The following is a 17,225-nucleotide window of genomic DNA, read 5'->3' as shown; positions in this document are numbered from 1 at the left end:
CAACGGGTCATTTTGCGAGCCAGTCCGGCATGCGCGGCGGGGCGGATCCCGTCAGTGCCGCACGGATGCAGTCATCGAGCCCGGCAAGGCGCACATGGCGGCCGGAAAGACCGGGACCGTAATGGGCATATTTGCCTGAATTGGTCAGAACGACCGTTGTTTCACGCGGGAAGACCGGCTCGCCTATCGAACACCAGCAGATGTCCGGGAAGACGCGGACACCGGATTTCTTCAGATCGTGGAGTATGCCGTCGGTGCGGGCCTCGTCGATGATCCGGCGACCGGCGGTCGCGATGATGGGCACGCGGGTCGTCTCCCCTCCCAGCGCATCGCGCAGACGCCGCAATTCGGCGAGCGACGCGTGCGGGCTGCCGATTGCTATCAGATCCACCTCTTCGGGACCGTAATTCAGCCGCGCCCATGTCTCGCGCAGGTCCTCGCGCGTGATACGGACCGTAGCGGCCTGCGGCAATGGATCGAGATCCGCCTCAGGCGTCACGCCTTCGACATGCAGCATGGGAGCGGCCGACATGGTACCGAAAGCCGCACAGAGCGCTTTCAGATCATCGGGTCCGGTTTCCGCCAGCCCCCTGAGAAGCGGGATGCAATCAGGCGCACGGGCTCCGGCGACATAGCCGATCAGCGGCCAAAAGGCGTCTTCGACCTGCCCCGGCATGTCCACATCGAGGATGATGGCAGGCCTTCGGTTCGCATCGAGATAGACGCCGGAGCACGGCGCACGCCCGGTGACCGCGATGCAGAGATCGAGGAAATCAGGGTGTTTGGTGGTGCGGGCGCCGAGGACGGTGTTGGCGAAGACGACGGCGTTGGATTCGGCCCAGGCAATCGCTTCGGCCTCGTGAGGCGCGGTTTCAAGCAGATAGGGCGCGCAGGTGAATGTCGGCGCGCAGCCCATTTCGACATAGGCATCGGCAAGGCGCTGCGCCGGGACGCCGAATTCCGGATCCATCCCCTGCCCGCGCCAGTTCTCCCGGTCGACGGAGATCGCATTCATCGTGGTGGGCACCGTGACTTCGGCGCCGAGCTCGAGCATCCGTTCGGCAAAGGTGAGGTTGGCGGGGCTCGCATAGATGCAGCCATCGATATGAGCCTGGCTGACGGGAACCAGCGAACCCGCTCCCTGCTGGGCCGCCATGGCGCAGATCACCCGCATGGCGACTGCCGCCGCCTCTCCCTTCGCGCCGTCCAGCATTGCCTGCTCGTCTGCGGCAAGATCGAGTTTGGCCGCTCGCGCCGGCGCCAAGGGCACTTCGCACTCTCCGGCGACGATCCGGTTGTCCTCGATGGCGATCTCGCCGACCAGCGAGAGCTTTCGGAAGACGTTCCGGGAGACGCGCAAAACCGGCAGGGAACTGCCGAACATTTCCTTTGCCACCAACGCGCCGAGCGTCAGGACATCCTCCGGTTCCGAGAAGATGATCGCCGCGGGGCCACGGCCACCGAGGACAAGGTCGAGCAGGACGCCCGACCCCGTGCAGGAGCCCCGGCTCAGCGGCAGCATCAGGATTGCGCCTGAGATGCTGCACCCCTTCAGCGGATGGGAAGCATCGATGACCAGGCCGGTCGCCGGATCGACCCCGCCCCAGAAACTCAGCGGTTCGTCACTGGCGACGACCGGGCCATTTGCCCGTCCGGAAATGATTGCGATGGCATCTGTCACTGGCGGGCCCTTCATCGAGTTCGCGAGCTTAGGAGCAATCGACGGCCGATCACAAATGAAAACGGCGGCGGAGCCCGTGGCCCGCCGCCGTTTCCGACAGATCCGTTCGCCGCGATCAGCCGAGATCGGCCGACCATTCCGCATACCAGGTGCGGAAAAGCTTGTACTGGGCTTCGACATAGTTGCGCTGGGCATCGTCGAGCGCATCGGTCTCGTTGAAATGCAGCTCGTATTCGCTCTCTCCGTTGAGAACGAGCAGATACTTGTAGAAGAGCACGAGATCCGGGCCTTCGTCGAAGGACGAGAGAACGGCGAGCGCGCTTTCCAGTTCGAGCGCCCGTGCACGCGCCTTGACGTCTCCCTTGGCTGCCTTCTCGCAGAGCGCCACGAGATGCAGAACTTCCCTGGGCAGCGCGTTGCCGATGCCGGTGATCGCGCCGCCGGCCCCGCAATTGACGTAACCGTGGAACACGTTGGTATCGACGCCGACCATCAGGGTGACCGTGTCGTCACGCGATGTGATGTTCTCGGCTGCGTAGCGCAGGTCCGCAGAGCCGCCGAACTCCTTGAAACCGATCAGGTTGGAGTGTTCCGCGCGCAGTGCGAAGAAGAGATCGGCGCGGGTCGCGAAACCGTAATACGGGCTGTTGTAGATGACGGCGGGGATGCCGGGTGCGGCCGAAAGGATCGCCTTGAAATGCGCCTTCTGCGCGGCCGGGGACGAACCGCGGGAGAGAACGCGCGGGATGACCATCAGCCCCTTGGCGCCGACCTTTGCGGCGTGGGCCGCGTGCGCCACGGCCGAAGCCGTGTTCACCGCACCGGTACCGACGATCACCGGGACGCCCGCTTCGGTCAGCCGCGCCACGCCTTCCATGCGCTGCGCGTCGGTCAGGAGCGGCCAGTCACCCATCGATCCGCAATAGACGACGGCGGACATGCCGGCTTCGATCAATTCCTTGCCCTTGCGGACAAGCGCATCGAAATCCGGGCTGCGGTCGGCCTTGCACGGCGTCATGAGGGCCGGAATGCAACCGGTGAATATGGAATCGTTCATGGGATACTCTTCTTAGGGTTGTTGGTCAGACTATCAGAAACCGACGATTTTCGAAGGCAGCCAGGTCGAAAGGGCCGGGAACAGCGCGACGAGAGCGAGGGTAAGGATCTGCAGGATGATGAAGGGGACGACCCCCCGGCACATCTCGCCATAGGTCATGTCCTTCGGCGCGATGGATTTGAGGTAGAAGATCGACGAAGCCATGGGCGGCGTCAGGTAGCTCGTCTGGATGACGACGATCATCATCGTGCCGAACCACACGGGATCGATACCCGCCTGGCGGATGAAGGGGGTGAACAGCGGCACGGTGATCAGCACGTTCGCCGTCCAGTCGAGCACGAAGCCGAGAAGCAGCACGATGATCAGGAACAGGACGATCATGCCCGCATCGCCGAAGCCGGAAAGTTCGACCATGGAGCGGATCAGGCGGGAACCGCCATTGGCGGCAAAGGTGCCCATGAACATGGTGCCCGCCGCCACGATCAGAAGGATCATCGCCGAGATACGCACGGTGATCGCAAGGGAATCGAACAGCATCGGCAATGAGAACTTGCGATAGACGATGGCAAGGATCGTCGCGCCGAGCGCGCCGACGGACGCGGCTTCGGTGGGCGAGGCAATACCGGCCAGGAGCGAGCCGAGAACCGCGAAGATCAGGACCACGATCGGCAGCAAGGACGTGACGGTCAGCTTCAGCTTCTCGCCGAGCGGCACGTCGGGCTCGATATTGTCCGCGTCGGGCCGTGGCGGGGCCACGACGCCCTGGATGATCAGATAGACGATGAAGAGCCCGACCATCAGCAGACCCGGCAGCATCATGCCGGCGAGCAATTCGCCCACCGACATCTGCGCGAGCGACGCGTACATGACAGCGATGACTGAGGGGGGAATCATCGTGCCAAGCGAACCGCCCGCGCAGATGGTTCCTGCGATCTGGCTGTTGCGAAAACCACCGCGCTGCATGGCGGGGATCGCCATCATGCCGATCATGACTTCAACGGCACCGACGACGCCTGCGGCGGCGGCGAAGATCGCGCCCATGGCGATCGTCGCAACGGCAAGCCCGCCCGGCAGGCGCGTCATCCAGAGCTGCATCACGCGGAACAGGCGCTCGGCAATGCCGGACCTTTCCAGGATCGCGCCCATGAGAACGAACATGGGAATCGCGGCGAGGATGAAGTTGGTCGAAGCCGAGTAGAAGGCGCCGTAGAGCTGACCGAAGGCATGGGGGCCGAATTTGGCGAGACCGGCCGCCGCCGACACGATGGCCAGCGAGAAGGCGATGGGGATCCCGGTGAGTACCAGCGCGAAGAGCGCCGGGAACATGAGTGAAGCGATAAGCATCTATCAGGCTTCCAGTTCAAAGCTTTTTTCGTTTTCGCCCATCAGCAGGCGAAGCCCATGGACGATCTGCTGCATGGTCAGAGCGATCAGTCCGAGAGCGAGCGCCGCGTAGAAGGGCCACATGAGCGGCGCCCAGGGGCTGACCATCTCGACCTCGGAGGTGAGGAAGGCGCGCCAGGTCTTCTCGACGGCAAATTTGGAAAGGAGCGCGAAGATGGGCGCGATGACGAAGATGAAGAGCAGCCCCTCGTACCAGCGGCGGAACGTCGGGTTCATCTTCTGGGCCAGGAAGTCGATCCGGACGTGGCCGTCTTCCTTGAGGGTATAGGCGGCGCCGAGCACGAAGAGCACACCGGTCGCCATGTAGGAGATGTCGAAGGCCCAGATGGTCGGCGCGCCGAAGAAATAGCGCGCCACCACTTCATAGATCATGCTTGCAACGAGAACGACCGTCACGAGCCGCGCCGCCCAGGCGAGGAGGCGGGTGAAAGCCTCGACTATTCCGAACAGCTTGTTCATGACGGTCGTCTCCGTTTCAAACTTACTTCTGGTTCCGGATCAGGTAGCTCGATTCCGATTCCCAGAGCGTCTTGAACGCCTGATAGTCGGCAAGGATATCGGACATCGTCGCGTTGCCTTCGCCCTTCTGGGCCTCGGCGGTCTTGGAGATCCAGTCATTGCCCGCGTCGGAGAGTTCCTTCACGAATTCCGGCGACAGGGTGATGATCTCGTTCTTGCCGTTGCGATAGGTGTCCATCGCCACGACATCCTCACCGTAGAAGTGGATGAGCGCCTGCATCGTGGTCAACTCGGCAGCCTTTTCGAGGAGCGGCTTGATATCCTCGGGGAGCGCATCCCAGGTTTCCTGCTTCATCACGACTTCCCAGAGGAAGGTCGGCTGGTGGACGCCCGGCACGATGATGTACTTGGCGGCCTCGTGGAAACCTTCCGGCATGTTGCCCGAGGGCGGGCCCCATTCGATGAGGTCGACGCCCTTGCGCTGCAGCAGCGTGTAGATTTCACCCGGCGGAACGACGGTCGGCACCGCGCCGAAATACTCGCTCATGACGGCAGCCCACGGACCGGAGGTGCGATACTTGAGGCCCTTGAGGTCTTCCGCCTTGGTCACCGGCACGTTGGAGTGCGCCATGATTTCGGACGAACCGATACCGACGATGAGGTTTTTCAGGCCATCCTTGGCGCGCAGTTCGGCGAGCTTTTCCTTGCCGCCCTTTTCGTAGATCCAGGTGATGAAGGCCTCGGGGCCCATGCCGCCCGGAAAGCCTGCGAAGATGGCATTGGTCGGATCCTGGTTGACCAGATAGCTCGGGGTCGAGTGGCCGGCCTGGATGATGCCGTCCTTGACGCCGTCGTAGACCTGCAGGGCCGGAACCAGGACCCCTGCGCCGAACGGCTCGATCTTGACGCGGCCTTCGGTCAGCGCGTCGGCATTATCGGCGAAGCGCTCGAGGAAATTGACGTAGAAGGGCGAACCTTCCGGAACCGAAGTCGGGATCTGCCAGGTCACTTCCTGGGCGACCGCGGACAGCGGAGCGAAACTCAGCACTGATACCAGCGCAAACTTTTTCAGTTTGTCGAACATGAAACCCTCTGTGGTTGGCCGCTGCACGGATGCGCGGCCGGTTGGTCTTGGCAGGCGAGACGGAGATTCCACCGAAAGCGGTTCCCCGCCGCCTTTGCGTCTCTCGGAACGAAGACATATCGACTATGCACGTTTGTATTTTTCTTGTCGACAAAAAATATTTTTGAATTTTCGACCGAATGCGCCGTCTCCAGTCTGAGGCTTCACCCGCAGGCAATTTTCCTAGAGTTGGATGTCGGCGTTCAGGCGCCGGTCCTCGGTGATGTAGGCCTGGATCTGGCGGACGATCTGCTGGGCGTGCTGCTGCGCAATCCGGTCGGCTGCGGCCACGTCGCGATCCGCCACAGCCTGAACCATCTCCTCGTGCTCATCGAGATAGAGCTGCGGCAGTTCGTCATTGAACGAGGAATAATATAGCCTGAGCAAGCGGCGCCCCTCGTCCAGCAGACGCTCGAAGAGGTCGGTGTAGTAGCGGTTCTTGCCGGCTCGCGCGATCTCCGCATGAAAGTCGCGGTTCACCTCGATCATCGCGGACACGTTCTTTTCCGACACCGCGTCTTCGTAGCTCTTCTGCAATTGGCGGATACGGACGATCTCCGCCTCGGTGCGGTTGGTCGCGGCGAGCCGGGTGGTTACACGATACATCAGCGTCAATGCATCGAAGAAGTGAGCGAGGTTCTGGAAATCGATCGGAGCCACCACCGTCGAACGGTTGGGCAGGGTGACAACAAGCCCCTCGCTGGCGAGCTTGACCAGCGCTTCGCGGATCGGCGTGCGCGACATCGAGAAGCGCTCGGTCAGCTTCACCTCGTCGATCGGGCTGCCGGGCTGAATGGTCAGATCGAGGATTTCATGCTTGAGGATCTCGTAGACAGTGCCCACGCCCTGCCCGCGCCTGCGCTTTGCCGGCGTCGCCTCGGTTGCTATTATTTCTGCCACGAATGCCCTCGCTGATTGTATGTTCTCACGGCGATTCGGATCCTACTCCCTAAAAATACAACTTGTCGACAAGACAATCGCCTGCGTCCCCATGGCGCATCGCTCCCATTGGTGTGCGGAAGCTCCATGGCGTATGGATAGCCTCGATGACCCCGCCCGCATCCATGACAGATGACGTAACCGATCCCGGAACGACCCAGACCTCCGAGGATCGCGCACGGCTTCGGCTGAACCTGATGAGCGCACCCGAAGCCACCCGGCTTCGCCGCGCGGAATGGCTCACGGTCATTGCCAGCCTTCTGTGGATCGGGCAGGCGGCGGCCGCGGCGATGGTGATCGACGATCTGGTTTCGGGTCAGCCGGACGTCACCAATGCGCTCTATGGCTCATCGGTCTTCGTCCTGCTCGGAGTGCTGCGGGCCGCGCTTTCCCACCGCTCGGGATCGATCACTCTTGCCGCGGCGCAGGCGGTGATCTCGCGCGAGCGGAACAGGCTCCTGGCGCGCGAAGCCTTGCGCTCGCCATTCTCGGAGGGAGGGCGCAGTTCGGCGGAGATTGCGGCTCTGACCGCCGACAAGCTGGCGATGACGATTCCCTATCTCACCCGCTACCGCCCGGCGATGGCGCGGGCGCGGATCGTCCCCGCAGCAATCCTTCTCGTTGCCCTGCCCTTCTCCTGGATCGCCGCCTTCATCCTTCTTATCGCCGGACCGCTGATCCCGGTCTTCATGGCCCTGGTCGGCATGGCCGCGCAGGACGCGAGCGAACGGCAGATGAAGGAAATCGGCTCGATGAACGGGCTGCTGATGGAGCGGATTCGCGCGCTCACAGATCTGCGCCTCATCGACGCCACCGACCGCACGATCCGGGATTTTCGGCGCTCGGCCGAACGTCTGCACCGCAGGACGATGAAGGTCCTGGCGGTCGCGTTTCTCTCGTCGACGGTCCTTGAGTTCTTCTCCGCGATCGGTGTTGCACTGATGGCCGTCTATGTCGGCTTTTCGCTGATCGGTCAGATCAACTTCGGTGCCTGGGCGAAACCGCTCGGCGTCGGCGAAGGTGTGTTCCTGCTTCTGCTCGCGCCCGACTTCTTCCAGCCGCTGCGCGATCTCGCCGCGGCCTGGCACGACAAGGCACAGGCGGCTGCAGTGGCCGTCGAACTCGATGCTGTCGAGACAGCGCCATTCGAGCCTATGCTGGGCAAGGGAAGTGCCGCGACATTGCCGGCGCCCCCGCAACTGGCGACCCGTTCGCTGCGGTGGATCACACCCTCCGGCCAGACCATCTCCTATCCGGATTTCGACCTCGCGGCAGGTCAATCGCTCGCGGTCGTCGGGCCAAGCGGAACAGGGAAGTCGAGCCTGCTTGCGCTGATCGCGGGTCTTACGCCTGCAGAGACCGGTGCCGTCTTCGTCGGAGACGGCACCCTGGACGACGACACCGCCGACGGGTGGCGGCGACACATCGCCCTCATCCCGCAGAGCCCGCATTTCGCCCATGAGAGCCTGCGCGCCAATCTCCGCCGTTTTGCTGCCGAAGCAAGCGATGCCGGCCTTCGGGCGGCACTGAACGCGGCATCGGCGTCCGATATTCTCGCCCGCCTCCCCCGCGGCCTCGATACACGGCTCGGCGAAACCGGACATGGCGTTTCGGGCGGGGAAGCGCGACGGCTGATGATCGCCCGCGCCTTCTGCTCTTCCGCCGCGATCATTCTCGCGGACGAGCCGACCGCCGATCTCGATGCCGAAACGGCGCATGCCGTCACCGAGGGATTGCTGGCCCTGAAGATGCGCGGGGCGAGCCTCATCGTCGCCACCCACGATCTCGCGCTCGCCGCCCGCATGGACCGTCGTATCGTCCTCGGAGACGGAACATGAGCGCGCTTCTCCGCATCGCCCGCCGGCTTCTCGCGGAAGAATGGTGGTCGCTCCTGCGCGGGACACTGCTTGCCGTGGCCGTGCTGGCCGCCGGAGTGGCGCTCCTCGGCCTGTCGGGCTGGTTCATCACCGCAGCCGGTGTTGCCGGACTGGCGGGCGCCGGTCTCGTCTTCGACGTGTTCCGCCCGAGCGCCGGTGTGCGCTTTCTGGCGCTCGGCAGGACAGCCGCCCGCTACGGCGAGCGGATGCTGACCCACGACGCCACGCTGAAAAGTCTCGCCCGCCTGCGGGTGAGCCTGCTCACGGCCCTGTCGCGGAGCCCCTTTCCCCGTCTTGCGGCCTTGCGCGCCGGCGAGCAGCTCAACCGCATCCTGCGCGATGTGGACACGCTCGACGGACTGGTGCTGCGTCTGATCATCCCCTTCGCCGCCGCCACGCTGGCGCTGACCGGAGCGCTGGTGGCGCTGTGGCTTCTCGTCGATCCCCGGCTCGCAGCCTGGGTGCTCGCGGGCTTCGGCACCGGATCCATCGCAGCGCTGGTGATCGTCGCGCTGCGCGCCCGCCGGCCGGCGCGCCTCGCCTTCTCCGCGCAGAACGCTTTGCGGCTGAGAACCATGGACCTGATCGCCGGGCGCGGCGAATGGCTGGTTGCCGGACAGACGGACCTCCGGAAGGCCCGTGTCCTGTCGGCGGAGGCGCGCCTGCAGGATGCGAATACCGAAACGGACAAGGCCGAACGCCTGAGCGGGCTCGTCATGTCGATCGCCGAAACGGTGGTATCCGGCGGTGCGTTGCTGATCGGCGCCTGGCTGGTGATTGAGGGCGTGATCGATCCCGCGATTGCGGCCATCGGCTTCTTCGCCACGCTGGCGCTTGCCGAGATCCTCGGCCCGATCCGCCGCGGCCTCGCGGAGCTCGGCCCCATGACCGACGCGGCGCGGCGGGTCACCCGGATGCTCGATGTGCCTGCGCCTCTCCCCGCCACGCCCAAGACACGGACCGCACGGGCTGACGAGGCGTTGGTGTCATTCGACCGGGTTTCCTTCGGATATGGTGGAGAGCGGCCGATTCTCGACGGCTTCTCTCTCGATCTGGCGCCTGGTGAAATCGTGGCGCTCACCGGCGCGAGCGGCGCTGGAAAGTCGACGATCCTCATGCTTGCCGCGGGCATGCTGGAGGCGACGCGCGGCACCATCATGCTCGGCGGCCTGCCGCTCGGGGAATGGACGGATACAGAGCTGCGCCACGACGTGGCATTCCTGCCCCAGCGCAGCACGCTTCTTGCCGGCTCGATCCGCGATGCCATCCGCATGGCGGATCCTGGCATCGACGACGGCGCCATCTGGTCGCTCCTGTCCGCCGTCGCGCTCGACGAGACCATCGCAGCCAGAGGCGGGCTCGACATGCGGCTCGGAGAAGCGGGCAGCGGATTGTCCGGTGGGGAAAGCCGCCGCCTGGCGCTCGCCCGCACGCTCGCCCGACGGCCGCGCCTGCTATTGCTCGATGAACCGACCGAAGGCCTCGATCGCGAAACGGCACACAAGGTTCTTTCAGGCATCCATCGCCAAATGCTTGAAAACGGTGTTATTCTTCTCGCGTCGCATCGGGCGGCGGAGCGGGAGTTCGCTCACCGGTGTCACCATGTCGCAGCTCCTGCGTCAGTTTAGACACTCCCGAAAGAACCGTCGGCAATGGTATCTGCCTGATACCCATCGCCTGGCTTCCTGCCCGCCAGTCCACGCCCCGCGCGAAAGGAGATTTAGATGGAAATCGGCGTCGTAGAGCTGTCCCGCCTGCAATTTGCAATGACGGCGATGTATCATTTTCTTTTCGTCCCGCTGACGCTCGGACTTTCCATCATCGTCGCGATCATGGAGACGGTCTACGTGATGACCGACCGGCCGATCTGGCGGCAGATGACGAAGTTCTGGGGCACGCTGTTCGGCATCAATTTCGTGCTCGGCGTGGCGACCGGCATCACCATGGAATTCCAGTTCGGCATGAACTGGAGCTATTACAGTCATTATGTCGGCGACGTCTTCGGCGCGCCGCTTGCCATCGAGGGCCTGATGGCCTTCTTCCTCGAAGCGACCTTCGTGGGCCTGTTCTTCTTCGGCTGGGAGAAGCTGAGCAGGCTTCAGCACCTGGCGGTTGCCTGGCTCGTGGCCGCCGGCTCGAACTTCTCCGCTCTCTGGATCCTGATCGCCAACGGCTGGATGCAGCATCCGGTGGGTGCCGAGTTCAACCCCGACACCATGCGCATGGAGATGACGAGCTTCTTCGATGTGGTCTTCAACACGGTGGCGCAGGCGAAATTCGTCCACACGGTCTCGGCCGGCTACGTGACGGCGGCGGTCTTCGTGCTCGGCGTCTCCGCCTGGTATCTCCTCAAGGGCCGGCACATCGAATTGGCCCGCCGCTCGATCGCCGTTGCCGCCAGCTTCGGCCTTGCATCCGCGCTTTCCGTGGTCGTGCTGGGTGACGAGTCGGGCTATTCGGCCGGCGAATCCCAGAAGATGAAACTGGCGGCCATCGAGGCGATGTGGGAGACCGAGCCCGCACCGGCAAGCTTCACGCTGTTCGGCATTCCCGACCAGGAGAAGCGCGAAACGAAGTATGCGGTCCACATTCCCTGGGTCATGGGCCTGATCGGCACCCGGTCACTGACCGAAGAGATCTCGGGCATCAACGAGCTCGAGCAGGAACATGTCACCAATATCCGAAACGGACTGATCGCCTATGATGCGCTGATGACGATCCGGCAGGATCGGGACCAGACGCCGCCCGAGGTGCGCGCGCGGTTCGAAGCCCATTCCGACGATCTGGGCTATGCACTGCTTCTCAAGCGCTATGTCGACGATCCGAGAGAGGCGACCGACGCCCAGATCGCACAGGCTGCCGAGGATACCATTCCCCATGTATGGCCACTGTTCTGGGCGTTCCGGATCATGGTCGGGCTGGGCATGCTGTTCATCGGGACGATGGCTTATTTCTTCTATCGCGCCAACTTCAAGCAGATGCGCTTCCCGCGGCCCGCTCTCTGGGTGGCGGTCTGGATGATCCCCGCCCCGTGGATCGCCGCCGAAATGGGCTGGATCGTTGCCGAATACGGCCGTCAGCCCTGGACGGTGGACGGAGTGCTTCCGACCGCCCTGTCGGTATCGCACCTGTCGGTCGGCGATCTGCTGGTCACGCTGGCGGGCTTCATGATCTTCTACACGGTGCTCTTCGTCGTCGAGATCGGGCTGATGCTGAAATATATCCGCAAGGGCCCGGTCGAGGATGTCGAGACCACCGCGGAGTGGACCAAGCGCCATGTCAGGCGGCTGAGTACCAGCGGCTTCGACCCGGCGGCCGAGTCGTCCCCCGCACCGCAGCCGGCCGAGTAGGAGGGCTGAAAGATGATCCTTTTCGAACTCGTTCCCTTCGATCTTCTGCGCGTCGTCTGGTGGGTGCTGCTCGGTGTCCTGCTGATCGGCTTCGCCATGACCGACGGTTTCGACATGGGCACCGGCGCATTGCTGCCCTTCGTCGCAAGAACCGACATCGAGCGCCGTGTGGTCATCAATACGGTCGGGCCCGTCTGGGAAGGCAACCAGGTCTGGTTCATCCTCGGCGGCGGCGCGATATTCGCCGCATGGCCGCCGCTCTATGCGGTCTCGTTCTCGGGCTTCTATCTCGCCATGTTCGCGATCCTGGCCGCGCTCATCCTTCGTCCGGTCGGCTTCAAGTACCGCTCCAAGCGCGAGGACAAGCGCTGGCGGAACGGTTGGGACTGGGCGCTCTTTGCGGGCGGAGCCGTGCCGGCGCTGATCTTCGGCGTGGCGGTCGGCAATGTGCTTCAGGGCGTCCCCTTCCGTCTCACCGAAGACCTGATGCCGATCTACGAGGGCACCTTCTACGGCAAGTTCCTGGGTCTGCTGAACCCGTTCGCCCTGCTCACGGGCATCGTTTCCCTCTCGATGCTGATCATGCATGGCGCGGCCTGGCTCGCACTGAAGACCGAGGGCGACATCGCGCGGCGCGCCCGGGCCTATGGCACGATGGCCGGTCTCGTCGCGATCGCCGGTTTCGCGCTTGCGGGCCTGTGGCTTGCCTTCGGCTTCGAAGGTTACCGGCTGATGGGACAGGTGATCACCGACGGCCCGTCCAATCCGCGCTATTCGGAGGTTGCAAGGGACACCAGCTGGCTCGCGGCATACGGCGCGCGTCCCTGGATCCTTGTCGCTCCTGTCCTTGGTTTCGCGGGCATGTCGATGGCGCTGATGAAGCTTCGCGGCGTCGGCGAGGTCTCGGCACTCCTGTGGTCGAAGCTCGGCATTCTCGGCGTCATATCGACCGTCGGGCTGACGATGTTCCCCTTCATCCTGCCGTCCTCGATCGACCCGAAATCGTCGCTGACCGTGTGGGACGCATCGTCCTCGCACATGACGCTTTTCGTCATGCTCATATGCGTGATCATCTTCATGCCGCTCATCCTTCTCTACACCGCCTGGGTCTACAAGGTGCTGTGGGGCAAGGTGACCGAGGATGACGTGACGTCCAATTCCAACAACCTCTACTGAGCCGGAAGAAAGGAAACAGACATGTGGTATTTCGCCTGGCTTCTCGGCCTCCCGCTTGCCGCCGGCTTCGCCGTGGTCAACGCGATGTGGCTTGAAATGCAGGAAGACCGGAAAATCATTGCCGAGAGCGACCGCGCGACCGGAAATTCTCCCGAAAGCTGACGCGAAGCCTTTCATGGCCTTGCGCCAGAGCAGCCCGCGCTAGTTCGTTCCGACCATTCCGATCATATTAACAGGTCCTGACCCTGGGTCCCGGCCTTGCGCTTGACTCCGAAACGGCTGAATGTTCATTCGAGGCTACCGCCCCGGGCCGTTTCCGGGGCGTATTCATGGAAGCACCATTCCACCAGGGGACAATTCGCCATGACCAGTTTTTTCCGCACGGCTCTTCTTTCCACCGCACTGACGCTGACGTCTTTCGCAGCCCAGGCCGAAACCGTGCTGAACATGGCGAGCTGGCTGCCACCTGCGCATCCGATCGTCTCCGACGCGCTGACGAATTACGCCAAGAAGGTCGAGGAAGCTTCCGAGGGCCGCGTCAAGCTCAACATTCTCTCCGCTCCGCTCGCCCCGCCGCCGGGCCAGTACGATCTCGCCGTCAACGGCGTGGCCGATATCGCCTATGGCGTCCAGGGCTATACGCCGGGCCGCTTCAAGACCGCCTCGATCACCGAAGGCCCCTTTCTCGGCACCAGCGCCACCGTCACCTCCGTCGCCTACTGGCGCACCTTCGAGAAGATGCTCAGGAGCGCGGGCGAATATGACGACGTGAAGGTTCTCGCCGTCTTTACCCACGGCCCCGGAGAAGCCTTCGTAAAGGGACGCGATCTGTCCAACCTTCCCAGTCTCGAAGGCGCGAAGATCCGCGTCGGCGGCGGCCTCGTCCACGAAGTCGCGACCGCGCTGGGTTCGGTGCCGGTCGAAGGCCCCTCCTCCAAGACCTATGAGCTGTTGTCGCAGAAGGTTGCCGACGGCATCTTCTTCCCGCCGGAATCCGTCAACTTCTTCGGACTGACCCCGCTTCTCGATCAGGCCCTGTTCGTCGAAGGCGGGCTCTACAACACCTCCTTTTTCGTGGTGATGAACAAGGCCAGGTGGGAAAGCCTTTCGGACGAAGACAAGGCGGCCATCGACAGCGTGTCGGGCGAAGCCCTTGCCCGCCAGTTCGGCCAGATGTGGGACCGTGTCGATGCCGAAGGCGTGAAGGCCATGGACGGGCAGATCACGATCCACCAGGCAACCGCCGAACAGATGGACTTTCTCAGGGAAAAACTGCAGCCGGTGATCGACGCTTCGCTCGAGGACTTCTCCCAGAGCGGCCTCGACGGCAAGGAAGCGCTGGACCTTCTGAAAGCGGAAATCGAGAAAGCAGCCGCCGAATGAGTGAAGCCATGCGGCCGGATCACTTCGGTCCGGACGAAGAGCGGCGAGGCGGGCCTTTGCGCCTGGTTCTCGCCTCGATCTGCGCCGCCATGCTTCTCGCCATGATGGGGATCACGCTCGTCGACGTCATCGGGCGCTATCTTCTCAACAGCCCGCTCGTCGGCGCCACCGAACTGACCGAACTGATGCTTGTCGGGGTGGTGTTCCTGGGGCTGCCGGCCGTCACTCTCGATCGCGGCCATGTGTCGGTCAGCCTCCTTTCGGACCGGCTGCCGGCACGCTTCCAGCCGCTGCGCGAGTTCATCCTGTCGCTCGTCATTGCCGCTCTTCTGTCAGCCATCGGCTGGCGCATCTTCCAGCAGGGCAACCAGATTGCCGGCTATGGCGGCACCACCGAAACACTCGACGTGCCGCTGGCGCCCGTCGCCTGGTTCTGTGCAGCCTGTATCGGCGTGTCGGCGCTGATGACGCTTTGGCTCGGCATGAGCGGCCTGCGGGGAGCACGCGTCTCCCGAAATCGAGTGAGCGAAGAATGAGCGAATGGCCAATCGGCGTCGCCGTCCTCGCCGCACTTCTTCTGACGGGCATGCCAATCGCCTTTGCCCTGGCGCTTGTCGGCCTCGTCGGGACAGCCTCCATCATAGGCTGGCAACCCTCGCTGGCGCTGATCGGACAGACCTTCTTCGAGAACGGCCGCAACTACTCGCTCTCGGTACTGCCGCTGTTCCTGATGATGGGCAACTTCGTCGTCCAGTCCGGCATCGCGCGCGATCTCTACGCCGCGGCACACGCCTGGCTGCGCCATCGTCCCGGCGGCCTCGCCATCGCGACCGTGATCGCCTGTGGTGGTTTCTCTTCGGTCTGCGGCTCCTCGATCGCCACTGCGGCAACCATGTCGAAGATCGCGCTGCCGTCGATGCGCCGTTTCGGCTATCCCGACGAGATCTCCACGGCCTCGATCGCGGCGGGCGGCACGCTCGGCATCCTCATTCCGCCTTCGGTGATCCTGGTCTTCTACGGGATCATGACGCAGCAGGACATCGGCAAGTTGTTCCTGGCCGGCATCATCCCTGGCATTGTCGGGGTCATCGGCTACGCGATCGCGGTGATGATCTCGGTGAAGCTGCGCGGAGGCACGCTGCGGACCGAACCGAAGCTGCCGCTCCGGGCGCGTTTCGCCGCTCTGGGCCGGACCTCGGGCGCGCTGGCACTGTTCGTCTTCGTCATGGGCGGGATCTATTTCGGCATCTTCACGCCGACGGAAAGTGCTGGCATGGGCGCTGCGGGCGCGTTCCTGCTCGTGCTTGCCAGCCGCCGGCTCAACTTCCGCGAAACGCTCGAAACGCTGTTCGAGACCGCGCGGACGACCGCGATGATGTTCTTCATCCTATTCGGTGCACTGACCTTTACCAACTACGTCAATCTTTCCGGCATGACCACGGACATGCAGGCGCTCCTGACCGTCTTCGGCGGCTCGCCCCTGTCGGTGCTTCTGACGATCCTGGTGATCTATCTGGTGCTCGGCTGCATGCTCGAGGGGCTGTCCATGATCATGCTCACAGTGCCGATCTTCTATCCGGTCGTCGCCTCGCTCGGCATCGATCTCATCTGGTTCGGCATCTTCGTGGTGATCGTCACAGAGATCAGCTACATCACGCCGCCGGTCGGAATGAACGCCTTCGTTCTGAAATCGGTGGTCAGGGACGTCAGCCTGAAAACCATCTTCTCGGGCCTCGTACCCTTCCTGGTGCTCGACATCGTCCGCGTCGCGCTGATCATCGCCATTCCCGGCATCGTCCTGCTTCTGCCGTCGAGCATGTAACGCCGCTTGAGAATTCCGGCTCCGACGTTCATCATCGGGATCGCATGTAACCGTCGAGGCGATGGATGAGAAGACTGGAAGGCCGATCACCATTGCCCCGCGCATTCATCGCCTGCGTTGCGATGGCCGCGTGCATTCTCGCCTCAGGGCCCGCCGCGGCGCAGGAGGAGGAGGCTGCCAGCGTCGACCGGATCTGCACGCTGATCGCCGATCAGGCGAAGGCCAGCGGTGTGCCGGATGCTCTCATCGCCCGGCTTTTCTTCTTAGAAACTGCCTTCGATCCCGCCTATACTTCGCCGACCGGTGCAACGGGCGTTGCGAAATTCAATGCGATCATCGCCGAAAGCGAGAGGCTGTCGGACGCGTCCGATATCGAGCTTGCCATTCCCGCGGCCGTTAATCGGATCGCCGCTCTGAACGAAGGTTTCGGCAATCTGGGCCTCGCCCTTGCAGCCTACCAGGGGGGCGAGAAAGCCGTTCGGCGCTGGATCGACGGCAAGGGCTACCTGCCGGTCTCGACCATGATATTTCTGAGAAAGATGACCGGGGAGAACCCTGATCATTTCCGCGATCCCAAGGCCAAGCTCGATGTCCGGCCGCTCGAGACACGCTTCGGCTTCGCTGATGCCTGCCGTCGCTTGCCGCTGATTGCGAGCGGAGACGCCTCACTTGAAGCACCATCGGAAATGCCGTGGGCGGTGGTGGTCGGCTCCGGCATCGACATCGACGCCGCAATGACATTCTGGAGCGCGGTCAAGGAACGCACCGGTTTCCGGATCGGCGGCGGAAAGGTCTACGTCATGCCGGTCGCTGCGGGGATGGGGCGCCGGAGCCACTATTCCGTGCGCATCGGATCGGAAACGCGCGGCGGCGCGCAGGCGATCTGCTCGAAGCTGCGCGGACTGGGGGGCGCCTGCATGGTCGCCAGGAACGGTCAGACGGAACGGTAGGTTA

Annotated in this window: 15 protein-coding genes; 9 read left to right on the top strand and 6 right to left on the bottom strand. The window is 63.5% G+C overall.

The features are described from left to right. Window positions 1-7 precede the first annotated feature (7 nt). The 6 genes from lhpI to E2A64_RS05320 form a co-directional block, all read right to left on the bottom strand. The gene (lhpI, locus tag E2A64_RS05345) at window positions 8-1,696 is read right to left on the bottom strand and encodes a cis-3-hydroxy-L-proline dehydratase (protein ID WP_133283363.1); all 1,689 of its coding nucleotides are present in this window, start codon (window positions 1,694-1,696) and stop codon (window positions 8-10) included. A gap of 100 nt (window positions 1,697-1,796) precedes the next feature. Further along, complete coding sequence (locus E2A64_RS05340) at window positions 1,797-2,738, bottom strand: dihydrodipicolinate synthase family protein (protein ID WP_133283362.1); 942 nt, start codon at window positions 2,736-2,738, stop codon at window positions 1,797-1,799. A 33-nt stretch (window positions 2,739-2,771) separates the two neighbouring features. Then, on the bottom strand, window positions 2,772-4,082 hold the full coding sequence (locus tag E2A64_RS05335; RefSeq protein WP_133283361.1) for a TRAP transporter large permease: 1,311 nt from the start codon (window positions 4,080-4,082) through the stop codon (window positions 2,772-2,774). Between the two features lie 3 nt (window positions 4,083-4,085). Next, entirely contained in the window at window positions 4,086-4,601 is a 516-nt protein-coding gene (locus E2A64_RS05330) for a TRAP transporter small permease subunit (protein ID WP_133283360.1), read from the bottom strand. Between the two features lie 22 nt (window positions 4,602-4,623). Next, window positions 4,624-5,685, bottom strand: coding sequence for a TRAP transporter substrate-binding protein DctP (gene dctP / locus E2A64_RS05325; protein WP_133283359.1), 1,062 nt, complete (start codon window positions 5,683-5,685; stop codon window positions 4,624-4,626). A gap of 222 nt (window positions 5,686-5,907) precedes the next feature. Further along, complete coding sequence (locus E2A64_RS05320) at window positions 5,908-6,615, bottom strand: GntR family transcriptional regulator (protein WP_206662431.1); 708 nt, start codon at window positions 6,613-6,615, stop codon at window positions 5,908-5,910. Between the two features lie 155 nt (window positions 6,616-6,770). Between E2A64_RS05320 and cydD the strand changes: the two genes are divergently transcribed. From cydD to E2A64_RS05275, 9 genes are all read left to right on the top strand, one after another. After that, on the top strand, window positions 6,771-8,501 hold the full coding sequence (gene cydD / locus E2A64_RS05315) for a thiol reductant ABC exporter subunit CydD (protein WP_244598154.1): 1,731 nt from the start codon (window positions 6,771-6,773) through the stop codon (window positions 8,499-8,501). Beyond that, a complete protein-coding gene (gene cydC / locus E2A64_RS05310; RefSeq protein WP_133283358.1) occupies window positions 8,498-10,168 on the top strand; it encodes a thiol reductant ABC exporter subunit CydC in 1,671 nt (556 codons plus the stop codon). The genes cydD and cydC overlap by 4 nt, the downstream gene beginning before the upstream one ends. A 96-nt stretch (window positions 10,169-10,264) precedes the next feature. After that, entirely contained in the window at window positions 10,265-11,890 is a 1,626-nt protein-coding gene (locus tag E2A64_RS05305) for a cytochrome ubiquinol oxidase subunit I (protein WP_133283357.1), read from the top strand. Between the two features lie 12 nt (window positions 11,891-11,902). Beyond that, on the top strand, window positions 11,903-13,066 hold the full coding sequence (cydB, locus tag E2A64_RS05300; RefSeq protein WP_133283356.1) for a cytochrome d ubiquinol oxidase subunit II: 1,164 nt from the start codon (window positions 11,903-11,905) through the stop codon (window positions 13,064-13,066). 21 nt (window positions 13,067-13,087) lie between these two features. Further along, a complete protein-coding gene (gene cydX, locus E2A64_RS05295; RefSeq protein ID WP_133283355.1) occupies window positions 13,088-13,228 on the top strand; it encodes a cytochrome bd-I oxidase subunit CydX in 141 nt (46 codons plus the stop codon). Window positions 13,229-13,429: 201 nt separating this feature from the next. Next, on the top strand, window positions 13,430-14,449 hold the full coding sequence (locus E2A64_RS05290) for a TRAP transporter substrate-binding protein (protein ID WP_133283354.1): 1,020 nt from the start codon (window positions 13,430-13,432) through the stop codon (window positions 14,447-14,449). Further along, entirely contained in the window at window positions 14,446-14,985 is a 540-nt protein-coding gene (locus E2A64_RS05285; RefSeq protein ID WP_206662419.1) for a TRAP transporter small permease, read from the top strand. Before E2A64_RS05290 ends, E2A64_RS05285 begins: the two co-directional genes overlap by 4 nt. Then, window positions 14,982-16,271: a TRAP transporter large permease gene (locus tag E2A64_RS05280; RefSeq protein WP_133283353.1), complete on the top strand. Its 1,290-nt coding sequence runs from the start codon at window positions 14,982-14,984 to the stop codon at window positions 16,269-16,271. The genes E2A64_RS05285 and E2A64_RS05280 overlap by 4 nt, the downstream gene beginning before the upstream one ends. Window positions 16,272-16,363: 92 nt before the next feature. Continuing rightward, a complete protein-coding gene (locus E2A64_RS05275) occupies window positions 16,364-17,221 on the top strand; it encodes a transglycosylase SLT domain-containing protein (RefSeq protein WP_158285689.1) in 858 nt (285 codons plus the stop codon). The last annotated feature ends 4 nt before the right edge of the window (window positions 17,222-17,225 follow it).

The sequence above is a fragment of the Pseudohoeflea suaedae genome (assembly GCF_004354915.1).
Lineage (GTDB): Bacteria > Pseudomonadota > Alphaproteobacteria > Rhizobiales > Rhizobiaceae > Pseudohoeflea > Pseudohoeflea suaedae.
The sequence above is the reverse complement of the archived record's forward strand: the minus strand, read 5'-3'. Positions and strand labels throughout refer to the sequence as shown.

Coding starts and splice junctions, on each gene's coding strand:
- lhpI (WP_133283363.1), bottom strand. CDS start 1,696: ATGAAGGGCCCGCCAGTGACAGATGCCATCGCAATCATTTCCGGACGG.
- E2A64_RS05340 (WP_133283362.1), bottom strand. CDS start 2,738: ATGAACGATTCCATATTCACCGGTTGCATTCCGGCCCTCATGACGCCG.
- E2A64_RS05335 (WP_133283361.1), bottom strand. CDS start 4,082: ATGCTTATCGCTTCACTCATGTTCCCGGCGCTCTTCGCGCTGGTACTC.
- E2A64_RS05330 (WP_133283360.1), bottom strand. CDS start 4,601: ATGAACAAGCTGTTCGGAATAGTCGAGGCTTTCACCCGCCTCCTCGCC.
- dctP (WP_133283359.1), bottom strand. CDS start 5,685: ATGTTCGACAAACTGAAAAAGTTTGCGCTGGTATCAGTGCTGAGTTTC.
- cydD (WP_244598154.1), top strand. CDS start 6,771: ATGACCCCGCCCGCATCCATGACAGATGACGTAACCGATCCCGGAACG.
- cydC (WP_133283358.1), top strand. CDS start 8,498: ATGAGCGCGCTTCTCCGCATCGCCCGCCGGCTTCTCGCGGAAGAATGG.
- E2A64_RS05305 (WP_133283357.1), top strand. CDS start 10,265: ATGGAAATCGGCGTCGTAGAGCTGTCCCGCCTGCAATTTGCAATGACG.
- cydB (WP_133283356.1), top strand. CDS start 11,903: ATGATCCTTTTCGAACTCGTTCCCTTCGATCTTCTGCGCGTCGTCTGG.
- cydX (WP_133283355.1), top strand. CDS start 13,088: ATGTGGTATTTCGCCTGGCTTCTCGGCCTCCCGCTTGCCGCCGGCTTC.
- E2A64_RS05290 (WP_133283354.1), top strand. CDS start 13,430: ATGACCAGTTTTTTCCGCACGGCTCTTCTTTCCACCGCACTGACGCTG.
- E2A64_RS05285 (WP_206662419.1), top strand. CDS start 14,446: ATGAGTGAAGCCATGCGGCCGGATCACTTCGGTCCGGACGAAGAGCGG.
- E2A64_RS05280 (WP_133283353.1), top strand. CDS start 14,982: ATGAGCGAATGGCCAATCGGCGTCGCCGTCCTCGCCGCACTTCTTCTG.